The following is a 20,921-nucleotide window of genomic DNA, read 5'->3' on the forward strand; positions in this document are numbered from 1 at the left end:
GGGTTGCAGCGGGCTAGCCGTTCTTGCTCAGCAGCCCATATTTGCGCAGCTTGACGTAAAGCGACTGACGGGACAGCCCCAACATCTCGGCCGCGGCAACACGGTTATTGCGGGTCAGGTTGACGGCCGTTTCAATGCACATCTTCTCAACCACATCAGTGGTCTCGGCCACGATCTCTTTCAGCGACGCAGAGCCGATCAGGTCCATCACGTTGCGGCCAGGCTCTGGCATGCTCGCCCCGCCGCTGCCTTCAACCTTGCGGACACCTTCCAGACGGCTGACATCACGCATGATCAGCGCCACGGCAGGGTTCTGCGCGTCTTCAAGCGCGGTGGCGGACACCTCAACGGGCACACGGGCGCCGAGGTCATTCACAAGACGGGTGGCATAGACACGCATCTGCCCGGTGCGGGCCGCATTCTCCAACAGCACACCCAGATCAATCTGACCGCGGGCCAGATATTCGGCCAGGGATTGACCCACCACATCCGACAGATGAGTTGCCCCGATCAGATCCAAAAAGGCATCATTGACGGACAGCGTGGTGCCACGCGGGTCCATAAAGACAATAGCATCCGTGGTTCCCCGGAACAGCGACACCGCATGATTGGCGGCCGAATCCGTGTTTGACGCAATCGCTTCGCTGCCCACAAGACGACACATCAGAACACGCTGCCCTGCAGCGCGGAACAAGGTCGGATACAAGTCGATGGTTTGATGTGTCCGCGACGTACGCACCGGTACAGCTTCACCACCGTCTGTCAGGGTGGCGTTCATCAGGCTTTCGGTCAGCTCCGCACCGGACCGATCCTTGAACAGGCTGGCAAGGGTGACACCCACAAGCGCATCCGGCTTCAGGCCCAGCAACGCTGCAGCCCGGCCATTCGCATCTTCGATCCGCCCGGTCTGCACCGACACGAACACAATCGCATCGTCAACATTGGACATGACCACACGATAACGCGCATCAAACTCGCGGCTGGCCTCGTATCCTTGCTCAAGCGCAATCTGGGCCTGCACCAACTGCTGCTGCGTTTCGGCAATAGGGCGCAGGTCGCGACCCAACAACAAGACCCCATTTTCTTGTCCAAAACGGTGAAACGTATAGCGCACAGGATATTGCCACACGGCATTGTCGCTGTGGTTCAGCTCAAGCGGCTTTTTCGGCGGATGCCCCGACATATACGCGTCGTGCGCTTGCTGAAACTTTTCAATGCTCTCTTCCGTCAGGAACTCGACAACAGGTCGACCTTCCCAATGGCTCAGGTTGCCAAAGCTGTCATCCTGGTCGTTCAACAGCACCGACAGGATCGTACCTTCGGCAGATACAACAAGAGCGATGTCCGAGGCAGCCGCAATAATGCTGCTCAGAAACTCAGGCTCAATGAGCGGGACAGCGCCGCTTGTCCAAAAACTGCTTCCGTCAGTTGTCATCTACGGGCCAATGCCTTTTTGCGCTTCGTCGTGAAGCCAACAACATCTTTTGCCGTATTCGTCACAAGATCGACGCCTGTTTGTTCTGTTATATGTTTAGTGATCCCAGAATAGGCGCCACCTATGGCCAACACGGGACTCATATCACTTGCTTCTCTTATCTTTGTAACCGTTCCACATGCGGTTTCAAGGCCCGCGGCCCGCGCACATGAGAACAGAATCATATCCGGCTGATCATATTCAACCCTGGCAAGAATCTGAGGTGTTGCCTCGTTGATCGACAGGCTGACATCACAGCCCAGCCGACGCAGCTGCGCCGCAACAACGCTGGCTCCCAGGAAATGCTGCTCGCCATCAGGAACAATGACCAATGCGTGCAATACATTGCTCTGGTCCACCGACTCGCGCGTAAGGCCATGTGCCGCAACGCCCAAAAGCGCCTGCAGACGCAACGAACCCACCGTGACCGTGGCAAAATCCAGGTCTGATGTCATCCATTGCGCGCCCAGGTATTCCGCAGCCTTGGGAATATAAAGGTCAATCAGCGCATCATGGGTCAGGCGGTAGGTGCTCAACTCCTCCAGCACCAGCGCTGCATCAAAACTGCCATCAGACAGAACAGCCCGCACCAGATAGTCGATGGCAATCTGACGTGCGCCCGAGGGTCCAACGACCTGACGATCCTTCAGGATAGAAATAACCTCACCGGCCAACGACTCGTGGTCGTAGCTGTGCCCGTACACATAACGGGAAGTGCCAAATGGGTCGTCCTGCGTCATGGATTACCTCGATCCGTGTGAACGCAATGAACGGTTCTGGCGCGTCAGAGCCGTGGAAACAACAAAAGTGTCTGCCCGAACACACACAATGTCAACTCAATTTGACAGCAGCACGATGTCACAGACCTATGCGCGCCTCTGAGCAGCGCAGCTTAATTCAGAAAAGCGGGGCTTTTTCACACCCATACAGGTTGCAGCGATTAAAAACTGTGCGCCAAGATGACAGTCAGAGTGTAAGTTATAATTGACACTTTTCCCTCCCACCCGATACGCTGAACCCGTGACGCAAAGGGAGAGGCGCAACACAATGTCCATTCGGACACCCCCACATGCAGCACCGGTCGGGCTCTATACAGCCGAGGAACGCGCGCGTCGGGATGCCACCATCTGGACCCCGGTTCAGGGCATTCTCGCACCCCTCCAATTCGCGGTGTTCCTGATCTCCCTGACGCTTGTCATCCGCTACCTGTCTACAGGGGAAGGATACGCCGCCGCCACATGGTCCATCGTCATCAAGACGGGCGTGCTTTACCTGATCATGATCACGGGTGCGATCTGGGAAAAAGTCGTTTTCGGCCAATATCTTCTCGCCCCTGCCTTTTTCTGGGAAGACGTGTTTTCCTTCCTCGTGATCGCCTTGCATACGGCCTATCTCTGGGCGCTGTTCTCCGGTACCCTGGAACCCGTCCCGCTGATGTGGCTCGCCCTCGCCGCCTACGGTGCCTACGTCATCAACGCCGCCCAGTTCGTGCTCAAGTTGCGCGCTGCCCGATTGCAGGCATCTGCAATGCAGGAGGCACCGGCATGACCGAGCTTCCCCGCCTCCCATCGGCAGGTGGCTGCCGCGAGACACCGATTCTCAAACAGCGCGGTCAACGCGAGGTGTTTTGCGGTCTGACGGGAATCATCTGGCTGCACCGCAAAATGCAGGACGCGTTCTTTCTGGTGATCGGCAGCCGCACCTGCGCCCACCTGCTGCAATCGGCAGCAGGCGTCATGATCTTCGCCGAACCGCGCTTCGGCACCGCGATCCTCGAAGAAACCGACCTCGCCGGTCTAGCCGATGCACAGGATGAGCTCGACAAAGTCGTGGATGAACTGCTCACCCGCCGCCCCGACATCAAGCAACTCTTCCTTGTCGGCTCCTGCCCCTCCGAAGTGATCAAGCTGGATCTCGCCAAAGCGGCGGAGCGCATGACACAACGCCATGCCCCGTCCGTCCGGGTGCTGAACTTCTCCGGCTCGGGCATCGAAACGACGTTCACGCAAGGCGAGGATGCCTGCCTCGCTTCCATGGTGCCCGTCCTTCCCAAAACAGACGAGCGGCAACTGCTGCTGGTCGGCGCCCTGCCCGACGTGGTTGAGGAACAGGCCATCGGCCTTCTCGAAGCCATGGGCATCGGCCCGATCAAGGTCCTGCCAGCCCCGCGCGCTGACAGCGACCTCGGGATCGGGGCAAACACGGTCTACGCCCTCGCACAACCATTCCTCGGCGACACGCACGACGCCCTCACCCGCCGCGGTGCGCGGCACCTGCCCGCACCCTTCCCCTTCGGCGAAGAGGGTACCACCCAATGGCTCGCCGCCATCGCCACGGAATTCGGCGTCTCTCCCGACCTGTTCGAGCAGGTCACAGCAGCTCCCCGCGCCCGCGCTCGCAAGGCCATCGCGCAAGCGGCCGAGGCGTTGAACGGCAAATCCATCTTCTTCTTCCCCGACAGCCAGCTCGAAATCCCGCTGGCCCGCTTCCTCACCCGCGAATGCGGGATGGACGCCATCGAAGTCGGCGCACCCTTCATCCACAAAGGCATCGTTGGCCCAGACCTCGACCTGCTGGCCGAAGGGCCAACACTCTCCGAAGGCCAAGACGTCGACCTGCAGCTCGACCGCGCCAAGGCGGCCAAACCCGACCTCACGGTCTGCGGCCTCGGCCTCGCCAACCCGCTAGAGGCCGAAGGTCTCGCCACCAAATGGGCCATCGAACTCGTCTTCACACCTGTCCACTTCTACGAACAGGCAGGCGACCTCGCGGGCCTCTTCTCCCGCCCGATCCGCCGCGCAGACCTCCTAAAACTGGAAAACGATCCCTCTTCATTTCGCCAAGAAAACCGCGGGGGTGTGGGGGCTGGCCCCCACGCACAACCACAATGAAGCTCACCGTCTGGACATATGAGGGCCCGCCCCATGTCGGCGCCATGCGCGTTGCCACCGGTATGCGCGACTTGCACTACGTCCTGCACGCGCCACAGGGCGACACCTATGCCGACCTCCTCTTTACGATGATCGAACGGCGCGACCACCGCCCGCCCGTCACGTACACGACATTCCAGGCCCGCGATCTTGGCGCCGACACGGCCAACCTGTTCAAGCAAGCGGCCCAAGACGCCTATGACCGGTTCAAGCCGCAGGCCATCATCGTGGGCGCCTCCTGCACCGCCGAATTGATTCAGGACGACCCCGGCGGCATGGCAGAAACCATGGGCCTGCCCGTCCCGACCATCCCGCTCGATTTGCCCAGCTACCAGCGCAAGGAAAACTTCGGCGCGGACGAGACGTTCTTCCAGATCGTAAAAACGCTGGCGAAACCCATGGAGCGGACCAAACAGGTCACTGCCAACCTGATCGGCCCCACAGCCCTCGGCTTCCGCCATCGCGATGACATTCAAGAGGTGACTGCACTTCTCTCGGACATGGGGATCAGCGTGAATGTCGTGGCCCCAATGACGTCCTCACCCGCCGATATCGCCCGCATGGGTGCGGCACATTTTAACGTCCTGATGTATCCCGAAACGGCCGAAAGCGCTGCCCGCTGGATGGAACGCGAACTCGGTCAGCCCTACACCAAAGCGGTGCCTATCGGTGTTGGCGCAACCCGCGACTTCATCGAAGAAGTCGCCACGATCACGGGCAAGGATGCCTATCTCGACACCTCGCGCTTGCGCCTGCCCTGGTACTCAAAATCCGTCGACAGCACGTATCTGACCGGCAAGCGTGTCTTCCTGTTTGGCGACGGCACCCACGTGCTCGCCGCCGCCCGTATCGCGCAGGACGAGATGGGGTTCGAGGTCGTAGGCATGGGCTGCTACAACCGCGAAATGGCCCGTTCTGTCCGCGCCAAGGCCCGCGAAATGGGGATCGAAGCGACCATCACCGACGACTACCTGGAAGTCGAGCGCGTGATCGAAGCGCTACAACCCGAAATGATCCTCGGCACCCAGATGGAACGCCACATCGGCAAGCGGCTTGGCATCCCCTGTGCCGTGATCTCTGCCCCGGTCCATGTGCAGGACTTTCCCGCCCGCTACTCCCCCCAGATGGGGATCGAAGGCGCGAACGTCATCTTCGACACCTGGGTCCACCCGCTGGTCATGGGGCTGGAGGAGCACCTTTTGCACATGTTCCGTGAGGATTTTGAATTCCACGATGCCGCCGGTCCCTCGCATCATGGCGGCCATGCGCCAAGCCCAACCGATGCAGGGGGGCCAGCCCCCCAGCCTGCGGCTTCCCCCCGAAGTTTATCTGGCAAGATGAATGAAGGATCCGTGATCTGGCTGGCTGATGCCGAGAAAGAGTTGAAGAAGATTCCGTTCTTCGTACGCGGCAAGGCCCGCCGCAACACCGAGATATTCGCCAACGAACGTGGTGTCGCTGAAATCTCCGTCGACACACTCTATGAAGCAAAGGCCCATTATGCGCGATGATACGCACATAAACGGGCGCATGCCCGGCTACCGCGTGGTGATCATCACGTTGGACAGCCATGCCGCCGGCCCGGCCCGAAGGGCCATGGATGCACTGGTGTCGGACTACCCGGGCCTTGATCTGCAAATACATGCCGCCGCCGAATGGGGCGAATCTCCCGAGGCCTTCGAAGCCGCCGAAGAGGCCGTGATGAATGGCGACATCATCATCTCGAACCTCCTGTTCCTCGAAGAACATGTGGCCCGAATCCTGCCTGCGCTGAAAGCGCGCCGAGACACCTGTGACGCGATGGTCGGGGTCATAGCCGATGCCGAAGTGGTCAAGTTGACCCGCATGGGCACGCTCGACATGCAGGCCCCGCCCTCGACCATGGGCAAGTTGATGAAGCGGTTGCGTGGCTCCTCCAAACCCTCGACCGAGGACGGCGCGAAGAAGATGCAGATGCTGCGCCGCCTGCCCAAGATCCTCAAATTCATCCCCGGCAAGGCGCAGGACCTGCGCGCCTGGTTCTTGGTCATGCAGTACTGGCTCGGTGGCTCCGACGACAATGTGCGGGCGATGATCCAGTTCCTGCTGAACCGCTACGCGACCTCTGCCGATTGGGCGAACGGGCCCGAAGCGGCCCTGCCCATCGACTACCCCGACACAGGCCTCTATCACCCCGATCTGCCGCAGCGCATCACCACTGATGCCGCTGATATCCCCGGTCCCAAAGGGGCGGAGATGACCGTGGGCATCGTCATGCTCCGCTCCTACGTACTGGCGGGCGACACGGCACATTACGACGGCGTCATTCGCGCGTTTGAGGCCCGAGGCATGCGCGTTCTGCCCGCCTTTGCCGGAGGGCTGGACGCCCGCTCTGCCATCGACGTCTATTTCAAAGGTCAGGTGGACGCGCTTGTCTCCCTGACCGGTTTTTCGCTGGTGGGCGGCCCCGCCTACAACGACAATGAGGCAGCCATCGACGTGTTGTCCGAATTGGATGTCCCATACCTTGCCGCCCACGCGTTGGAATTTCAGACGCTCGGCCAGTGGGCAGGCAGCACGGGCGGTCTCGGCCCCATCGAAACAACAATGCTCGTGGCTCTCCCCGAGTTGGACGGGGCCACTTGCCCCACCGTCTTTGGCGGGCGGCTTGGCCCCGAAGGGTGCAATGGCTGCACCCATACCTGTCAGGCAGGCGAACCGAAGGCGATGGTGCCTTGCGTCGAACGCATCGACAGCCTGGCCGAAAAAACCCTGCGCCTCGGTCGCCTGCGTCGAAAAAAGAATGCCGAGAAGAAGGTCGCCGTCGTCCTCTTTGGTTTCCCACCCAATGCGGGTGCCGTGGGAACAGCTGCGTATCTTTCTGTTTTCGAAAGCCTTTTCAACACGTTGAAAGCCATGCAAGCGCGCGGCTACACGGTCGATCTGCCAAAAAGCGTGGACGCCTTGCGCGCCCAAGTCTTGCAAGGCAACGCCGCGCAGTACGGTCAGGAGGCGAATGTCGCCGCCCATGTGGATGCCGACACCATCGTTCGCACCACGCCGCCGCTTCACGCCATAGAAGCCGTCTGGGGACCTGCCCCGGGCCGCATCCAATCCGACGGGCGCGGTGTGTTCGTCCTGGGTAAGGAGATGGGCAACGTCTTTGTCGGGGTCCAACCCGCCTTTGGCTACGAGGGCGACCCGATGCGGTTGCTGTTCGAAGAAGGCTTTGCTCCGACCCATGCCTTCACCACCTTCTATCTCTGGCTGCGCAACACCTATCAAGCCGATGCGGTGCTGCATTTCGGCATGCATGGCGCGCTGGAATTCATGCCCGGCAAACAAGCGGGCATGGGCGCACGTGACTGGCCCGACCGGCTGATCGGCGAGATGCCGAACATCTACCTCTATGCGGCCAACAACCCGTCGGAGGCGTCACTGGCCAAACGCCGGTCCAACGCGGTGACGATCACGCACTTGACGCCACCACTTGCGCAATCCGGTCTCTACAAAGGGCTGGCTGAACTGAAAGACAGCCTCTGCCGCTGGCGCGAGATGGAAGGCGACGACCCCGCGCGACCCGAGTTGGAAGAGCTGATCGCTGAACAGGCCGAGGCCGTGGACATGGGCGGCACGCCCGCGGAAGCGCTCTGGCTGAAACTGCTCGAAACCGAAGACGCGCTGATCCCCGAAGGTCTGCACGTGGTCGGCCAGCCGCTCAGCGATACCGCGCGCGAGGAATACCTCAACCTCATGCCCCACGCGGATGAAGATGCCCGCGCACGTGTGGACGCCCTGCTGCAGAACGAAACTGAACTCAGCGCCCTGATGGCTGCGCTTGATGCGCGTTACATCAAACCAGTGCCCGGCGGTGACCTCATCCGCTCGACCGACATTCTGCCCACGGGCCGCAATATCCACGCCTTTGATCCGTTCCGCATGCCCACGGCTTTCGCCTGCCGCGACGGGATGAAACAGGCGCAACTGCTCTTGGACACGCACCCGACCCTGCCCCGCTCGATCGCACTGGTGCTGTGGGGGTCCGACAACATCAAATCCGACGGCGGCCCCATCGCGCAGGCCCTCGCCCTCATGGGCTGCACCCCGCGCTTCGACAGCTTTGGCCGTCTTGCCGGGGCCGACCTGATCCCACTCACGGACCTCGGCCGTCCCCGCATCGACGTGATCATGACACTGTCGGGCATTTTCCGCGACCTGTTGCCCCTGCAAACCCGCATGCTGGCCGAAGCGGCATTGAAATGCGCCAAAGCCGACGAGCCGCTGGAGCAAAACTACATCCGCGCCCACGCGCTGGCCTATGCAGAGGCGCAGGGCGTGGATCTCGCCACCGCGGCCCTGCGCGTCTTCTCGAATGCCGAAGGGGCCTATGGCTCGAACGTGAACCAACTGGTCGACAGCTCGGCTTTCGGGGACGAGGACGAGTTGGCCGACGCCTATGAGACGCGCAAAAGCTTTGCTTACGGCGTCGATGGCAAATCCGCCGCCAACCCCGCGCTCCTGCAAAAGGCGCTCGCGGATGTGGAAGTCGCCTACCAAAACCTCGAATCCGTCGAATTGGGTGTCACCACGGTCGACCACTATTTCGACACTCTGGGCGGCATCGCCCGCGCGGTGAAACGCGCGCGGGGGTCCGAGGCATCGGTCTATATCGGCGACCAGACTCGCGGCAACGCGACCGTGCGCACGCTCAAGGATCAAGTGGCGCTCGAAACCCGCAGCCGCGCACTGAACCCCAAGTTTTTCGAAGGGCTGCTGAAACACGGCGCCGAAGGTGTGCGGCAGATCGAGGCGCATATCACAAACACCGTCGGCTGGTCCGCCACCACCGGACAAGTGGACGACTGGGTGTACCAGCGCATCTCGGAAACCTTCGTTCTGGACGAAGAGATGCGGCAGCGCATGGCCGATCTGAACCCCACCGCCTCGTCCCGCATGGCAAACCGCCTGCTGGAAGCATCCGACCGCGATTATTGGGCACCCGATGCCGAAACGCTGGCCGCGCTCCAGGATGCCGCCGATGCGCTTGAGGACAAGCTCGAAGGGATCGCAGCCGAATGACTCTTTACACGGACACATACCGCGGGAGCCTCCGGCGGAAGTTTATTTCGCAAGATGAAGCAGGGGATCTTTCCCCATTCGAAAGGAGGGGCGCATGAGCCCACTCGACAGAAACCCACCCGTCCTGCGTGGCCAAGACGGCGAAGGATCGGTGCAGGTGCACCAGGACGCCGATGCACAGATCACCGGAGCCAAGGTCTTCTCCGTCTACGGCAAGGGCGGGATCGGCAAATCGACCACATCGTCCAACCTGTCGGCCGCCTTTTCCAATCTGGGCAAGCGCGTGCTGCAGATCGGGTGTGACCCCAAGCATGACAGCACCTTTACCCTGACCGGACACCTGCAACCAACTGTGATCGACATCCTCAAAGAGGTCGACTTCCACCCCGAAGAACTGCGCCCCGAGGACTTTGTGACCGAAGGCTACAATGGCGTGAAATGCGTCGAGGCCGGCGGGCCGCCTGCGGGCACCGGGTGCGGCGGTTATGTGGTCGGCCAGACCGTGAAACTGCTGAAGCAGCACCATCTGCTCGAAGAAACCGACGTCGTGATCTTTGACGTGCTGGGTGACGTGGTCTGCGGTGGCTTTGCCGCCCCGCTCCAACATGCCGACCGGGCGCTGATCGTGACCGCCAACGATTTCGACAGCATCTACGCCATGAACCGCATCATCGCGGCGGTGCAGGCGAAGTCGAAAAACTACAAGGTGCGGCTAGCAGGCTGCATCGCCAACCGCTCGCGCGAGACAAACGAGGTGGACCGCTACTGCGACACCGTCGGCTTCAACCGCATCGCGCATATGCCCGATGTGGATGCCATTCGGCGCAGCCGCCTGAAGAAAAAGACCCTGTTCGAGATGGACGACGAGGAAGACATCGTGCGCTGCCGCGCCGAATACATCCGCCTCGCCGAAACCCTCTGGAACGGGACCGAGGGGCTGGCCCCCGCTCCCATGGAAGACCGCGATATCTTTGAACTGCTCGGATTCGATTGATGGACTACGGCTCAACCCGCGCCCGGGTCGAAGACTATTTCGACCGCACGGCGACCAAGACATGGGAGCGTCTGACCTCGGACGCGCCTGTGTCGCGCATTCGGGAAACCGTGCGCGCGGGTCGGGATCGGATGCGGGATCTGATATTGAGCCGCCTGCCCGATGACCTGCGTGGGGCACGTATTCTGGATGCCGGATGCGGCCCCGGCGTGGCAACCATCGCACTGGCGGAACGCGGGGCCACCGTGGTCGCCGCCGATATCTCGCCCCAACTGATCGATATCGCCCAACTGCGCCTGCCCCATGATCTGCAAAACCAAGTGACCTTCCATACCGGCGATATGCTGGACCCGAAATTGGGCCAGTTTGATGCCGTCATCGCGATGGACAGCCTGATTTACTACACGGCCTCCGACATTGGCGCGGCACTTGCAGCACTTGAGCCGCGCGTGAGCGGGCCCATCGTCTTTACGGTCGCGCCTCGCACACCTGCGTTGATGGCGATGTGGTACGCGGGCAAGGCCTTCCCTCGCTCAGACCGCTCGCCCTTGATGATCCCGCACGCGCATCCGAAACTCATGAGCGCTGCCAAATCCGCGGGAGTCCGCCGTATGCTGCGCCCGGTCGACCGGATCACCAGCGGCTTCTACATCTCCGAAGCGATGGAGCTGCGGCCATGAGTGCGCTCAAGCATCTCTCGCTCAAGGCACTGCCTTTTGCCGATGCGGCGTCAGATGACCTGCCGATGGGCCAGCTTCTGCGCCTTTCGCTGTTCCAGGTGTCGGTCGGCATGGCCTCGGTCATGCTGCTCGGTACACTCAACCGCGTGATGATCGTGGAATTGTCGGTGCCCGCCATGATCGTGGCGGTCATGATCGCGCTGCCCGTGCTCTCGGCCCCCTTCCGGGCGCTGCTGGGCTTCCGCTCCGACACGTACCGCTCCGCCATCGGGTGGAAACGCATCCCCTATATCTGGTTCGGCGCGCTCTGGCAGTTCGGCGGCCTCGCCATCATGCCCTTTGCCCTGCTTGTCCTGTCGGGCGACACGGTGCACGACATCCCCTTCGCGGGCGAAGTGCTGGCGGGCCTCGCCTTCCTGATGACGGGCCTTGGTATCCACATGACCCAGACCGCCGGACTGGCCCTCGCCAGCGACCGGGCGACAGACGAAACCCGCCCCCGTGTCGTGGCGATGCTTTATGTCATGTTCCTTGTGGGCATGGGCATCTCCGCCCTGATCATCGGTGGTTTGCTAAACAATTACAGCAGCTTGACACTGATCCGCGTGGTGCAGGGCTCCGCCGTCGTCGGCGCCGTCCTCACCTTCATCGCTCTCTGGAAACAGGAAAGCGTGAACCCGATGACCCGGGCACAGCGCGAAGCACCACGCCCGCTGTTCCGCGAGGCGTGGACAGATTACGCCGCCGGCGGCAAAGCCGGGCGACTTCTGGCCTGCGTCTTTGTCGGCACCATGGCTTTCAACATGCAGGACGTGCTGCTCGAACCCTATGGCGGCGAAATCCTCGGGCTGTCGGTGTCGGCCACGACAATCCTGACGGCGCTCTGGGCGGCAGGCGCGCTGACGGGCTTCATCTGGGCGGGTCGTCGGCTTGCAAAAGGGTCAAACTCCTACCGTTTGGCCGGGGCAGGCATCCTCGCGGGCATCTGGGCCTTCAGCCTCGTGATCTTCGCCGCCCCCATGCAAGCGAACCTCCTGTTTTACGCAGGCGCCACGCTGATCGGCTTCGGTGGCGGGCTCTTTGCCGTCTCAACCCTCACAGCCGCCATGGCCATGCCCGCCAAGGGGGTCGCTGGGCGCGGCCTGGCCCTCGGCGCATGGGGCGCAGCCCAAGCTACTGCGGCAGGCGTTGCCATCGCACTTGGCGGCACGCTGCGCGACTGGATCGGCGCCATCGCAATGTCCGGGGCCTGGGGCGAAGGCCTCGCCACACCCACCACCGGATACTCTTTCGTCTATCACCTAGAGATTGGCCTTCTCTTCGTCACTCTCGTCATCCTGGGACCGCTTGTGCGCACTTCGGGTCCCCTCACCGAACGGAAGGACGCGGGCCGCCTGGGCCTCGCGGATTTCCCCACATGACCTTCTCCAGGAAAGGACATCTGTCATGACCGCAACATTCTTTGGCGAATTCGACCTCGCGTCGCTGGCGCTCTGGTTGTTCTACATCTTCTTTGCCGGGCTGATCATCTGGATCCAACGCGAGAACATGCGCGAGGGTTATCCACTGGAAGACGACGAAGGCAACGCCTCGTCCAATTCCGGCCTATTCCCCCTGCCTGAGGACAAGAGCTTTGAACTGCCTCACGGGCGTGGCACCGTGACCGTTCCGTCGGGCCAAACGCCCGAACGCGCCGACATTCCCATGAAGCGCACCGGCCCAGGCAATGGTTACCCGCTTGAGCCCACGGGCGATCCGATGCTCGATGGCGTTGGTCCGGCCAGCTGGGCCCCGCGCCGCGACGTGCCCGAGCTTGATGGCCATGGCCACCCCAAGATCATCCCGATGTCGGCCAATGACAGCTTCCGCTTCGCCACGGGCCGCGACCCGCGCGGGCTGCCGCTGATGTCCGGGGACGGCGAGGTTGTGGGCAAGGTGGTCGACATGTGGATCGACGAGCCCGAGCAGCTTGTGCGCTATCTCGAATACACGCTGGACGCCAAATGGGGCACGGGCAATCGTCTGGTTCCGCTGACACTGGCGCGGATCAAATCCGACCGGGTTGTCGTGCGCACGCTCTATGGCAAGCACTTTGCCACCGTGCCACAGCACACAAGCGCCACGCAGGTGACCATGCTCGAAGAGGAAAAGATCTGCGGCTACTACGGCGGCGGTGTCCTCTATGCCGACAGCAGTCGGCAAGAGCCCAAGCTCTGATGCAACAGGCGCGCGCCATATCCTGGCAAGGCCCCGGGGCACCCCGGCGGCTGGCGCGTGCGCGATTGCAATCAAGCGACAAGGGACGCGCCCGACCCTGGGTGGGCGCTCTCGACATGATTTCTAGACACTCTGACTGCTGCAAGGCGTTCGCGAGTTCGATGCGTGACATAACCCATGCGCCCTCCCGGGGGGAGGGTCGGGCGCGGCCCGGGGCTGAACCCCGGGCATACCAGTTCAAATGCAAGACCCCCGAAACCAAGAAAGGGAACGTGCGCCATGTCCCATGATGATTTCGCCGTCGAGCCTATCGAAGGGCTCCCCGAACGCCCGCCCGAGGGCGAACAGATCCTGTGGCAAGGCAGGCCCAACACCCTCGCGCTCGCCCGCGAGGCGCTGAACCTGAACTGGATCATCGGCTACTTCGCCATCCTCGCCGCATGGCGGTTCATATCGGTCGTCGACCTGTTGCCGATCGGACAAGCGATCGGGGCGACCCTGCCTGTCGCGATCCTCGGGCTGGTGGTTTGCGGCCTGCTCTATGCCATCGCGCTGATCCAGGCGCGGGCGACCATGTATACGATCACCACGTCGCGGATCGCGATGCGGATCGGGGCGGCCCTGACACTCACGATCAACCTGCCCTACCGCGAACTGGGCAATGCCGCCCTTGATCTGCGCAAGAACGGCACGGGCACCATCGCGCTCGACACCACAGGTCAGACCAAAATCAGCTACCTCGTCCTCTGGCCCCATGCGCGGCCTTGGCGGTTCGGCAGCACGCAGCCCGCCCTGCGCTGCATCCCCGATGCCGAAAATGTCGCCCGCATCCTCGCCGACGCGGCCGAAGCACGGATCACAACACCCCAAGTCACGCGCGTTGCCCCCGGCGGCGCCGTCGCGGCGGAGTAAGCGCCATGTCACACGCCGACAGCCCCCGCATCCACGCCAAGGAGGACGAACTTGTCCCGCGCATCCTGATCCGCGCGGTCCTCGCCCTGCTGCTCATTGTCCTTTCACTGGTCACAATTGCCACCCTCACGGACCGACCTCTCGAAAGCACACCGCCGCAAACAGAAATCATCGCGGAACGCGCGATCTTCCTATCCGGCGACGCGTCGGGGGCCGCCCGCGTGCTTGATGCACACGGCACGGTTCTGGCGGATTTCCCATCGGACAAGGGCGGCTTTGTCGCCGGCATCGAACGCGTGATCGCGCGCGAACGGGGCAAGATCGGTGCAGACCCCGCCGCCCCGGTGCTGCTGCGCCTGCGCGACGGCAACCGCCTGTCCCTCTACGACCCCGAAACCAACTGGAGCGCCGAGCTGATGGGCTTTGGCGCCGACAATCTCCGCACCTTCGCCAGGTTGCTGAGCAAACCCTGACCCAGAAAGGAAGCCACCTCATGGGACTACTGACAAAGGACATTGAACGTGCCCCGTGCACAGTCGAAATCAGCCACAAATTCGAAAGCCTGCACGCGCATGTGCGGTTCAACAACGGTGCCGTGATCTATCCCGGCGACGAGGTGCAAGTGCAGGGCCCCGAAATCATGGCCCCTTTCGGTGAAATCGTCACCGAAGACCGCGAGGCCGTGATTGTCCGCGCCTCCGCCCTCGAACGGCTCTGGACCCGCCTGACGGGCGATCTCGAAGTCATGGAACTCTGCGAATTCTCCTTCTCCGAAGAGGTGACGCTATGAATGTTCGACACAGCAAACACACCGCCGACGCCACTTCGGTCGAGGAAGGTCTGGCCATCGCCCAAGCGCAGGACGAACAATTCACGTCCGAATTCGCCACCGAAACGGCCATGCAGAACACCCTGCTGACACCGCGCTTCTACACCACCGACTTTGACGAAATGGACGCAATCGACGTGTCCCCGGTGCGCGAAGATTGGGACAAGCTGATTGCGCAAATGGAATCCGACCCGAACAAGGGCCACTTCAAGAAAAACGAAGACTGGGACACCGTCGATTGGGACGGGATGGAACCGGAGCTGAAAAAGGAATTCATCGACTTCTTGATCAGCTCCTGCACAGCCGAGTTTTCGGGCTGCGTGCTCTACAAAGAGATGAAGCGGCGCGGCAACAACGAGGACATCACCCAGCTGTTCCAACTCATGGCACGGGACGAGGCGCGGCACGCGGGCTTCATCAATGATGCCCTGCGTGAGGCTGGCTTGCGCGTGAACCTCGGGTTCCTCACACAGAAGAAGAAATACACCTACTTCCGGCCCAAGTTCATCTACTACGCCACCTACCTGTCGGAAAAGATCGGCTATGCCCGTTACATCACGATCTTCCGGCACCTGCAGGCCAACCCGGAACACCGCTTCCACCCGATCTTCAAGTGGTTCGAAGAGTGGTGCAATGACGAGTTTTCGCATGGCGAGGCCTTTGCCCTGCTGATGAAGACGGACCCGAAACTGACACGCGGCCTGAATGTCTACTGGATCAAGTTCTTCCTGACAGCGGTCTATGCCACCATGTACGTGCGCGACCACCAGCGCCCCGCCTTCCACAAGGCCCTTGGGGTCGAGCCTGACTGGTACGCGCACGAGGTGTTCACCAAGACCTCGAAACTGTCGGAACAGATCTTCCCCATCACGCTCGACATCGACCACCCCCGCTGGCAGCGCCAGCTTGAGAAGCTGCAAAAGGCCAATGTCGACATGGCAGAGGCGAAGGGGCTGAAAAAGATCGGCGCACAGCTGCGGGCCGCAGCGGCCTTCGTGGCGCTCTACACGATCCCGGCGAAAAAGCACGTTGTGCCTGCGTCAACCCGCTTGGAGCCAGCGTATTGAACCACGTCGGTCGACATAAGACGGCGTTCCGGTGGAACTGTTGCGCCCGGCTTCAAGCCGGGCCGCGCCCGACCCTCCCCCCGGGAGGGCGCATGGGCAATGTCATGCACCGAACCCAGGTTCTACGGAAATCCGACGCCTCACACCGCATTATTGCCGGGTGCGCCCACCCAGGCTCGGGCGCCGCCCTCATCACATTGGGGGCACGTGAATGACCCCCTGGATCGCCGCCCTCATCGCCCTGTTCATCTGGTGGTTCTCCACCGGCACCATCCTGATGGCGGTCAAATACGCCGACCGTTCCGGCGAAAGGGCACGGCGCGCCACGACTATCGCCGCCCTGCCCCTCGTGGCCCTTGGTGCTTACGGAACCTACTGGTCCATGACGCAAACGGACATTCTGGGCACCTATGTGGCGTTCCTGTCGGCCCTCGCCCTCTGGGGCTGGATCGAACTGGCCTTCCTGACGGGCGTCATCACCGGCCCCAACCGCATGCCACTGCCCCCGCACAAGGCGGAATGGGAACGGTTCATCCGTGCCTGGGGTACCGTCGCCTATCACGAGATGCTGTTGACCGCGGCGCTGGTCGGCATGGGCCTCGTACTCTGGCACGCCCCCAATCCGTTCGCCTTCTACACCTTCGCCGTGCTCTTCTTCGCCCGCGTCTCAGCCAAGCTGAATCTCTTTCTCGGCGTGCCCCGCATCCACGTGGATTTTCTGCCCGAAGCACTCGCCCACCTGCCCAGCCACTTCCGCACGGCAGGCATGAACTGGCTCTTCCCGATCTCGGTCACGGCCCTGACATTCGCTGCCGCCTGCTGGCTCGAACGGCTCTACGCCGCCGAAACGACTGGTGCAGTCACGGGCTTTGCCCTGCTGACAGCACTCACGGCCCTCGCGGCCCTCGAACACTGGGTGATGGTCCTACCCATCCCCGACGAACGGCTCTGGCGCTGGATGCTGCCTGCGCCCAAACCAACCAAGAACTCGACACCACAAGGGGGACATCATGGACTTTGATGTATTGTTCCAAAGCCAAATCGACGCGCTGAAGGACGAGGGGAACTATCGCATTTTCGCGGAACTGGAACGGAAGGCCGGAGCCTTTCCCAAGGCCAAGTGCCACGACCCTGAAGCCCCCGATGAAGTGACGGTGTGGTGTTCAAACGACTACCTCGGCATGGGCCAGCACGAAAGCGTCACCAAGGCGATGAAAGACGCGGTGGACCTCTACGGCGCAGGCGCAGGGGGCACGCGCAACATCTCGGGCACGAACCACGCGCACAAGCTGCTCGAAGCGGAACTGGCTGACCTGCACGGCAAGGAAAGCGCGCTCCTGTTCACCTCGGGCTACGTGTCGAATTGGGCTGCCCTCTCGACACTGGGCAGTCGCCTGCCCGACGCAGTGATCCTGTCGGACGAACTGAACCACGCCTCCATGATCGAAGGCATCCGCCACTCACGGGCCAACAAGGTGATCTGGAAACACAACGATCCCGAAGACCTCGACCGCAAGCTGGCGTCCCTGCCCGCCAACGCCCCCAAGATCGTCGCCTTCGAATCCGTCTACTCCATGGACGGCGACATCTGCCCCATGCAGGAAATCGTCGAAGTGGCCGAAAAGCACGGCGCCATGACGTATCTGGACGAAGTGCACGCCGTGGGCCTCTACGGCCCGCGCGGCGGCGGCATCTCGGAACAGGAAGGGCTGGCCAACCGCATCACCCTGATCGAGGGCACACTTGGCAAGGCCTACGGCGTGGTGGGCGGCTACATCACCGGCTCAGATGCGATGTGCGACTTCATCCGCTCGTTCTCAAGCGGCTTCATCTTCACAACCGCCCTGCCGCCTGCCGTCGCATCAGCGGCGCGTACGTCCATCCGCCACCTCAAGCAATCGGACCAGGAACGCATCGAACAACGCAAACGCGTCGCCTACCTGCGCAAACGGCTGGACCAGGAGGGGATCCCCCATATGGACAACCCCAGCCACATCATCCCGGTGATGATCAAGGACCCGGTCAAATGCCGGATGCTGTCGGACTACCTGATGCAGCGCTACGGGATCTACGTACAGCCGATCAATTACCCCACCGTGCCCAAGGGCACCGAACGGCTGCGGTTCACCCCCTCTCCCCTGCACAGCACCGAGGACATCGAACACCTCGTCATGGCGCTAAAAGACCTATGGAAACAGTGCGCTATTGCCCACGCCGTCGCCTGACAGGGGAAAACCCGCCTACATTTCCCGCCGATCCGTGGATCAAGTCAAAGTTACTGTTGACTTGATCACGAAGCCGCTACGTTCTTGCGAAGAACTTTGGAAGGAGATTCACATGTTCCGCACACTTGCCATCGCAGCCACAACTGCCACGCTGGCCGTGCCCGCATTTGCTGACGGCCACGCAGCCTCCGGCGACGTCGCCGAAGGGGAAAAGGCATTCCGCCAATGCATCTCGTGCCACGTCGTCCAGAACGAAGCAGGCGATACACTCGCAGGCCGCAACGCCAAGACCGGCCCGAACCTCTACGGGATCGCAGGCGGCCAGTTCGGCATGGTCGAAGGCTTCCGCTACTCTGACATCAACCAGCTCGCAGCCGAGATGGAAGGCCTCGTGATCACCGAGGAAGTGTTCGTGGCCTATGCCCAGGACCCTACGGCCTACTTGCGTGAGGTCACCGGCGACAAGGGTCGCAGCAAGATGACCTACAAGGTTCGCAAGGAAGAGGACGCCGTGAACCTCTACGCCTACCTCGCCTCTCTGCAGGCTGACGGCGGCAGCTAAGCCGAACCCTGATACAGTCAAAAAAGGCCGTCGGACCCCCGGCGGCCTTTTGTACATGTGGCGCATTCCCGCCGATTGGGCTGGGCAATGGCGGTGATGTGAATGCCCGCTGGCCAAAAGTGACGACAAGGGACTGGACGCCACCGCACGGACTTTGCATCTGTCTGCGCATTGAACACCGAACCAGAGGACAACAATGGCCCTCACAGCCCCCATGACGCGCCGCAGCGCCCTTGCCACGCTTCTGGCAGGCGTCGCCCTGCCACGAACAGTGCTCGGTCAAGCCACAGGGCAAGCGTTTTCCTTCGAATGGCTCAAGAACCGGATGCAGGCGCGGGCGCAAGAACCTGACACGCCGCCCCCGCCGTTGGACAATTTCCTCCAGAACCTGACCTATGACGATTACCGCAACATCTATTTCCGGCCGGAAGCCGCGCGGTGGTCCGACACCCCCCTGCCCTTCCATGTCTCATCCTTCCATCCCGGCTGGCTGTTCAAAGAACCGGTGCAAATCCACGAAGTCACGGATGGCACCGCCCGCCCGCTCATTTTCTCGACCGACGATTTCGAATATCGCAACGATGTGGGCACGCGCGTGCCAGACCACGCGGAACTGTCAGGCATCGCCGGCCTTAAGCTGACCCACCCGCTGAACACAGCCGACAAGTTTGACGAGGTGGTGACCTTTCTCGGTGCCAGTTATTTCCGCGCCCTGGGCCGCGGCAACAGCTATGGCCTCTCGGCCCGCGGCCTCGCCATCAACACATGGCTGAACGGTCCCGAGGAGTTCCCCCGCTTCTCCGAATTCTGGCTGGAAAAGCCCAAGACAGCGGACACGTCGCTGACAGTCTACGCAGCCCTCGACAGCGCCTCGGTCACCGGGGCCTACAAGTTCACGATCACACCCGGCGACGACACCACCATGGACGTCGAAGCAACGCTGTTCTTCCGCGAAGCGGTCCCGCAACTCGGCCTCGGCCCCCTCACCTCGATGTTCTATTTCGCCGAACACTCCGAACGGGATTTCGACGACTTCCGCCGCCAGGTCCACGACAGCGAAGCGCTCAAGATCATCCGCAAGGACGGCAACGTGATCATGCGCCCGCTCAACAACCCGCCCCGCGTGTCCAGCTCCTATTTCAACGAACCGAACATGGCCCAGTTCGGCCTGATCCAGCGCGACCGCACCTATGAGGACTACCAGGACGCAGGCGCGCGTTACCACGACCGCCCCTCCGTGATGATCGAACCCCTGAACGATTGGGGACCGGGCACCGTGCGCCTCGTTGAAATCCCGGCAGAGCTTGAGATCGACGACAACATCGTCGCCTTCTGGGTGCCCAAGACCGCACCGCAAGCCGGGGAAAGCCGCACCTACAGCTACCGCATGCACTGGGGCGACCTGCCCCCCTCAGGCGATCTAGCCTGGGTGCAAGGCACGCTCGCCGGCATCGGCGGCCCGTCGGGCGTTCCGCTGGACAACCCCAACCTGCGAAAATTCGTGGTGGATTTTCAGGGCGGCGCGCTCGGGTCCATGCCCGAAGACGCTGACGTGTCCCCGATCATCACTCACTCCGCCGGAGAGATCGACGGCATGGTCCTGCACAAGGTCACAGGTGCGGCGGTCCCAACCTGGCGCCTGTTCATCGACATCGACGGGCAGGATCACGACCTGATCGAACTCACCGCCCACGTCGCCGATGACACACAACGGCTCTCGGAAACATGGGTCTTCCAATGGCTGCGGGAGGTCGCACCCACCTAAGGTGCGCCCGCGCACCATTTGCGATCCCGAGTACGGCAAAATGGCATTCTCCTAATCCCCCTTCATTTCGCCAAACAAACCGCCCCCGCAGGGCCGGTTGTCATCCGCGCTTGGAAACAGAACAGGTTCTGAAAGCGTGGCAGACATCGCACACGTCAAAAAGAAGGGCGGTAATCGCTTAAGTAGAGTTGAACTAAGGTTCAAAAGC

The 20,921-nt window shown here is 62.0% G+C and carries 18 protein-coding genes; 16 read left to right on the forward strand and 2 right to left on the reverse strand.

The annotated features are described in order from the left end of the window. Positions 1–13: 13 nt before the first annotated feature. Both ppsR and Q1A51_RS23775 read right to left on the reverse strand, forming a co-directional pair. On the reverse strand, positions 14–1,435 hold the full coding sequence (gene ppsR, locus Q1A51_RS23770; protein ID WP_299606343.1) for a transcriptional regulator PpsR: 1,422 nt from the start codon (positions 1,433–1,435) through the stop codon (positions 14–16). Beyond that, positions 1,432–2,214 (reverse strand): cobalamin-dependent protein, encoded by a 783-nt coding sequence (locus tag Q1A51_RS23775; RefSeq protein ID WP_299209846.1) that lies wholly within the window; start codon positions 2,212–2,214, stop codon positions 1,432–1,434. Before Q1A51_RS23775 ends, ppsR begins: the two co-directional genes overlap by 4 nt. 307 nt (positions 2,215–2,521) lie before the next feature. On the opposite strand from Q1A51_RS23775, the gene bchF reads away from it, so the two are divergent. The 16 genes from bchF to Q1A51_RS23855 all read left to right on the forward strand — a co-directional run bounded on the left by bchF (position 2,522) and on the right by Q1A51_RS23855 (position 20,713). Next, positions 2,522–3,022, forward strand: coding sequence for a 2-vinyl bacteriochlorophyllide hydratase (gene bchF, locus Q1A51_RS23780; protein WP_299606347.1), 501 nt, complete (start codon positions 2,522–2,524; stop codon positions 3,020–3,022). Continuing rightward, positions 3,019–4,365, forward strand: coding sequence for a ferredoxin:protochlorophyllide reductase (ATP-dependent) subunit N (locus Q1A51_RS23785; protein ID WP_299606350.1), 1,347 nt, complete (start codon positions 3,019–3,021; stop codon positions 4,363–4,365). Before bchF ends, Q1A51_RS23785 begins: the two co-directional genes overlap by 4 nt. Further along, positions 4,362–5,915, forward strand: a complete 1,554-nt coding sequence (gene bchB, locus Q1A51_RS23790) for a ferredoxin:protochlorophyllide reductase (ATP-dependent) subunit B (protein ID WP_299606353.1) — start codon at positions 4,362–4,364, stop codon at positions 5,913–5,915. Before Q1A51_RS23785 ends, bchB begins: the two co-directional genes overlap by 4 nt. Further along, entirely contained in the window at positions 5,905–9,462 is a 3,558-nt protein-coding gene (locus Q1A51_RS23795; RefSeq protein WP_299606355.1) for a magnesium chelatase subunit H, read from the forward strand. The genes bchB and Q1A51_RS23795 overlap by 11 nt, the downstream gene beginning before the upstream one ends. A 94-nt stretch (positions 9,463–9,556) precedes the next feature. Further along, entirely contained in the window at positions 9,557–10,456 is a 900-nt protein-coding gene (gene bchL / locus Q1A51_RS23800; protein WP_299549648.1) for a ferredoxin:protochlorophyllide reductase (ATP-dependent) iron-sulfur ATP-binding protein, read from the forward strand. Continuing rightward, positions 10,456–11,136 (forward strand): magnesium protoporphyrin IX methyltransferase, encoded by a 681-nt coding sequence (gene bchM, locus Q1A51_RS23805; RefSeq protein WP_299606357.1) that lies wholly within the window; start codon positions 10,456–10,458, stop codon positions 11,134–11,136. The genes bchL and bchM overlap by 1 nt, the downstream gene beginning before the upstream one ends. Then, positions 11,133–12,557 carry a PucC family protein gene (locus Q1A51_RS23810; RefSeq protein WP_299606360.1) on the forward strand — a complete coding sequence of 475 codons (1,425 nt, stop codon included), beginning with the start codon at positions 11,133–11,135 and terminating at the stop codon, positions 12,555–12,557. The genes bchM and Q1A51_RS23810 overlap by 4 nt, the downstream gene beginning before the upstream one ends. Positions 12,558–12,582: 25 nt before the next feature. After that, positions 12,583–13,353, forward strand: coding sequence for a photosynthetic reaction center subunit H (gene puhA / locus Q1A51_RS23815; RefSeq protein WP_299606362.1), 771 nt, complete (start codon positions 12,583–12,585; stop codon positions 13,351–13,353). 279 nt (positions 13,354–13,632) lie between these two features. Continuing rightward, positions 13,633–14,265: a photosynthetic complex putative assembly protein PuhB gene (gene puhB / locus Q1A51_RS23820; protein ID WP_299606364.1), complete on the forward strand. Its 633-nt coding sequence runs from the start codon at positions 13,633–13,635 to the stop codon at positions 14,263–14,265. 5 nt (positions 14,266–14,270) lie between these two features. Beyond that, on the forward strand, positions 14,271–14,738 hold the full coding sequence (gene puhC / locus Q1A51_RS23825; protein WP_299606367.1) for a photosynthetic complex assembly protein PuhC: 468 nt from the start codon (positions 14,271–14,273) through the stop codon (positions 14,736–14,738). Between the two features lie 20 nt (positions 14,739–14,758). Further along, complete coding sequence (locus tag Q1A51_RS23830) at positions 14,759–15,055, forward strand: hypothetical protein (RefSeq protein WP_299606370.1); 297 nt, start codon at positions 14,759–14,761, stop codon at positions 15,053–15,055. Further along, positions 15,052–16,161, forward strand: a complete 1,110-nt coding sequence (acsF, locus tag Q1A51_RS23835; protein ID WP_299606373.1) for a magnesium-protoporphyrin IX monomethyl ester (oxidative) cyclase — start codon at positions 15,052–15,054, stop codon at positions 16,159–16,161. Before Q1A51_RS23830 ends, acsF begins: the two co-directional genes overlap by 4 nt. Positions 16,162–16,372: 211 nt before the next feature. Continuing rightward, entirely contained in the window at positions 16,373–17,182 is an 810-nt protein-coding gene (gene puhE, locus Q1A51_RS23840; RefSeq protein WP_299606374.1) for a putative photosynthetic complex assembly protein PuhE, read from the forward strand. Further along, positions 17,172–18,386, forward strand: a complete 1,215-nt coding sequence (gene hemA / locus Q1A51_RS23845) for a 5-aminolevulinate synthase (protein WP_299606376.1) — start codon at positions 17,172–17,174, stop codon at positions 18,384–18,386. Before puhE ends, hemA begins: the two co-directional genes overlap by 11 nt. A 112-nt stretch (positions 18,387–18,498) precedes the next feature. Continuing rightward, positions 18,499–18,948, forward strand: coding sequence for a c-type cytochrome (locus Q1A51_RS23850; RefSeq protein ID WP_299606378.1), 450 nt, complete (start codon positions 18,499–18,501; stop codon positions 18,946–18,948). 196 nt (positions 18,949–19,144) lie between these two features. After that, a complete protein-coding gene (locus Q1A51_RS23855; RefSeq protein WP_299606379.1) occupies positions 19,145–20,713 on the forward strand; it encodes a glucan biosynthesis protein G in 1,569 nt (522 codons plus the stop codon). Positions 20,714–20,921 lie beyond the last annotated feature (208 nt).

This window comes from uncultured Tateyamaria sp., from assembly GCF_947496075.1.
Classification (GTDB): domain Bacteria; phylum Pseudomonadota; class Alphaproteobacteria; order Rhodobacterales; family Rhodobacteraceae; genus Tateyamaria.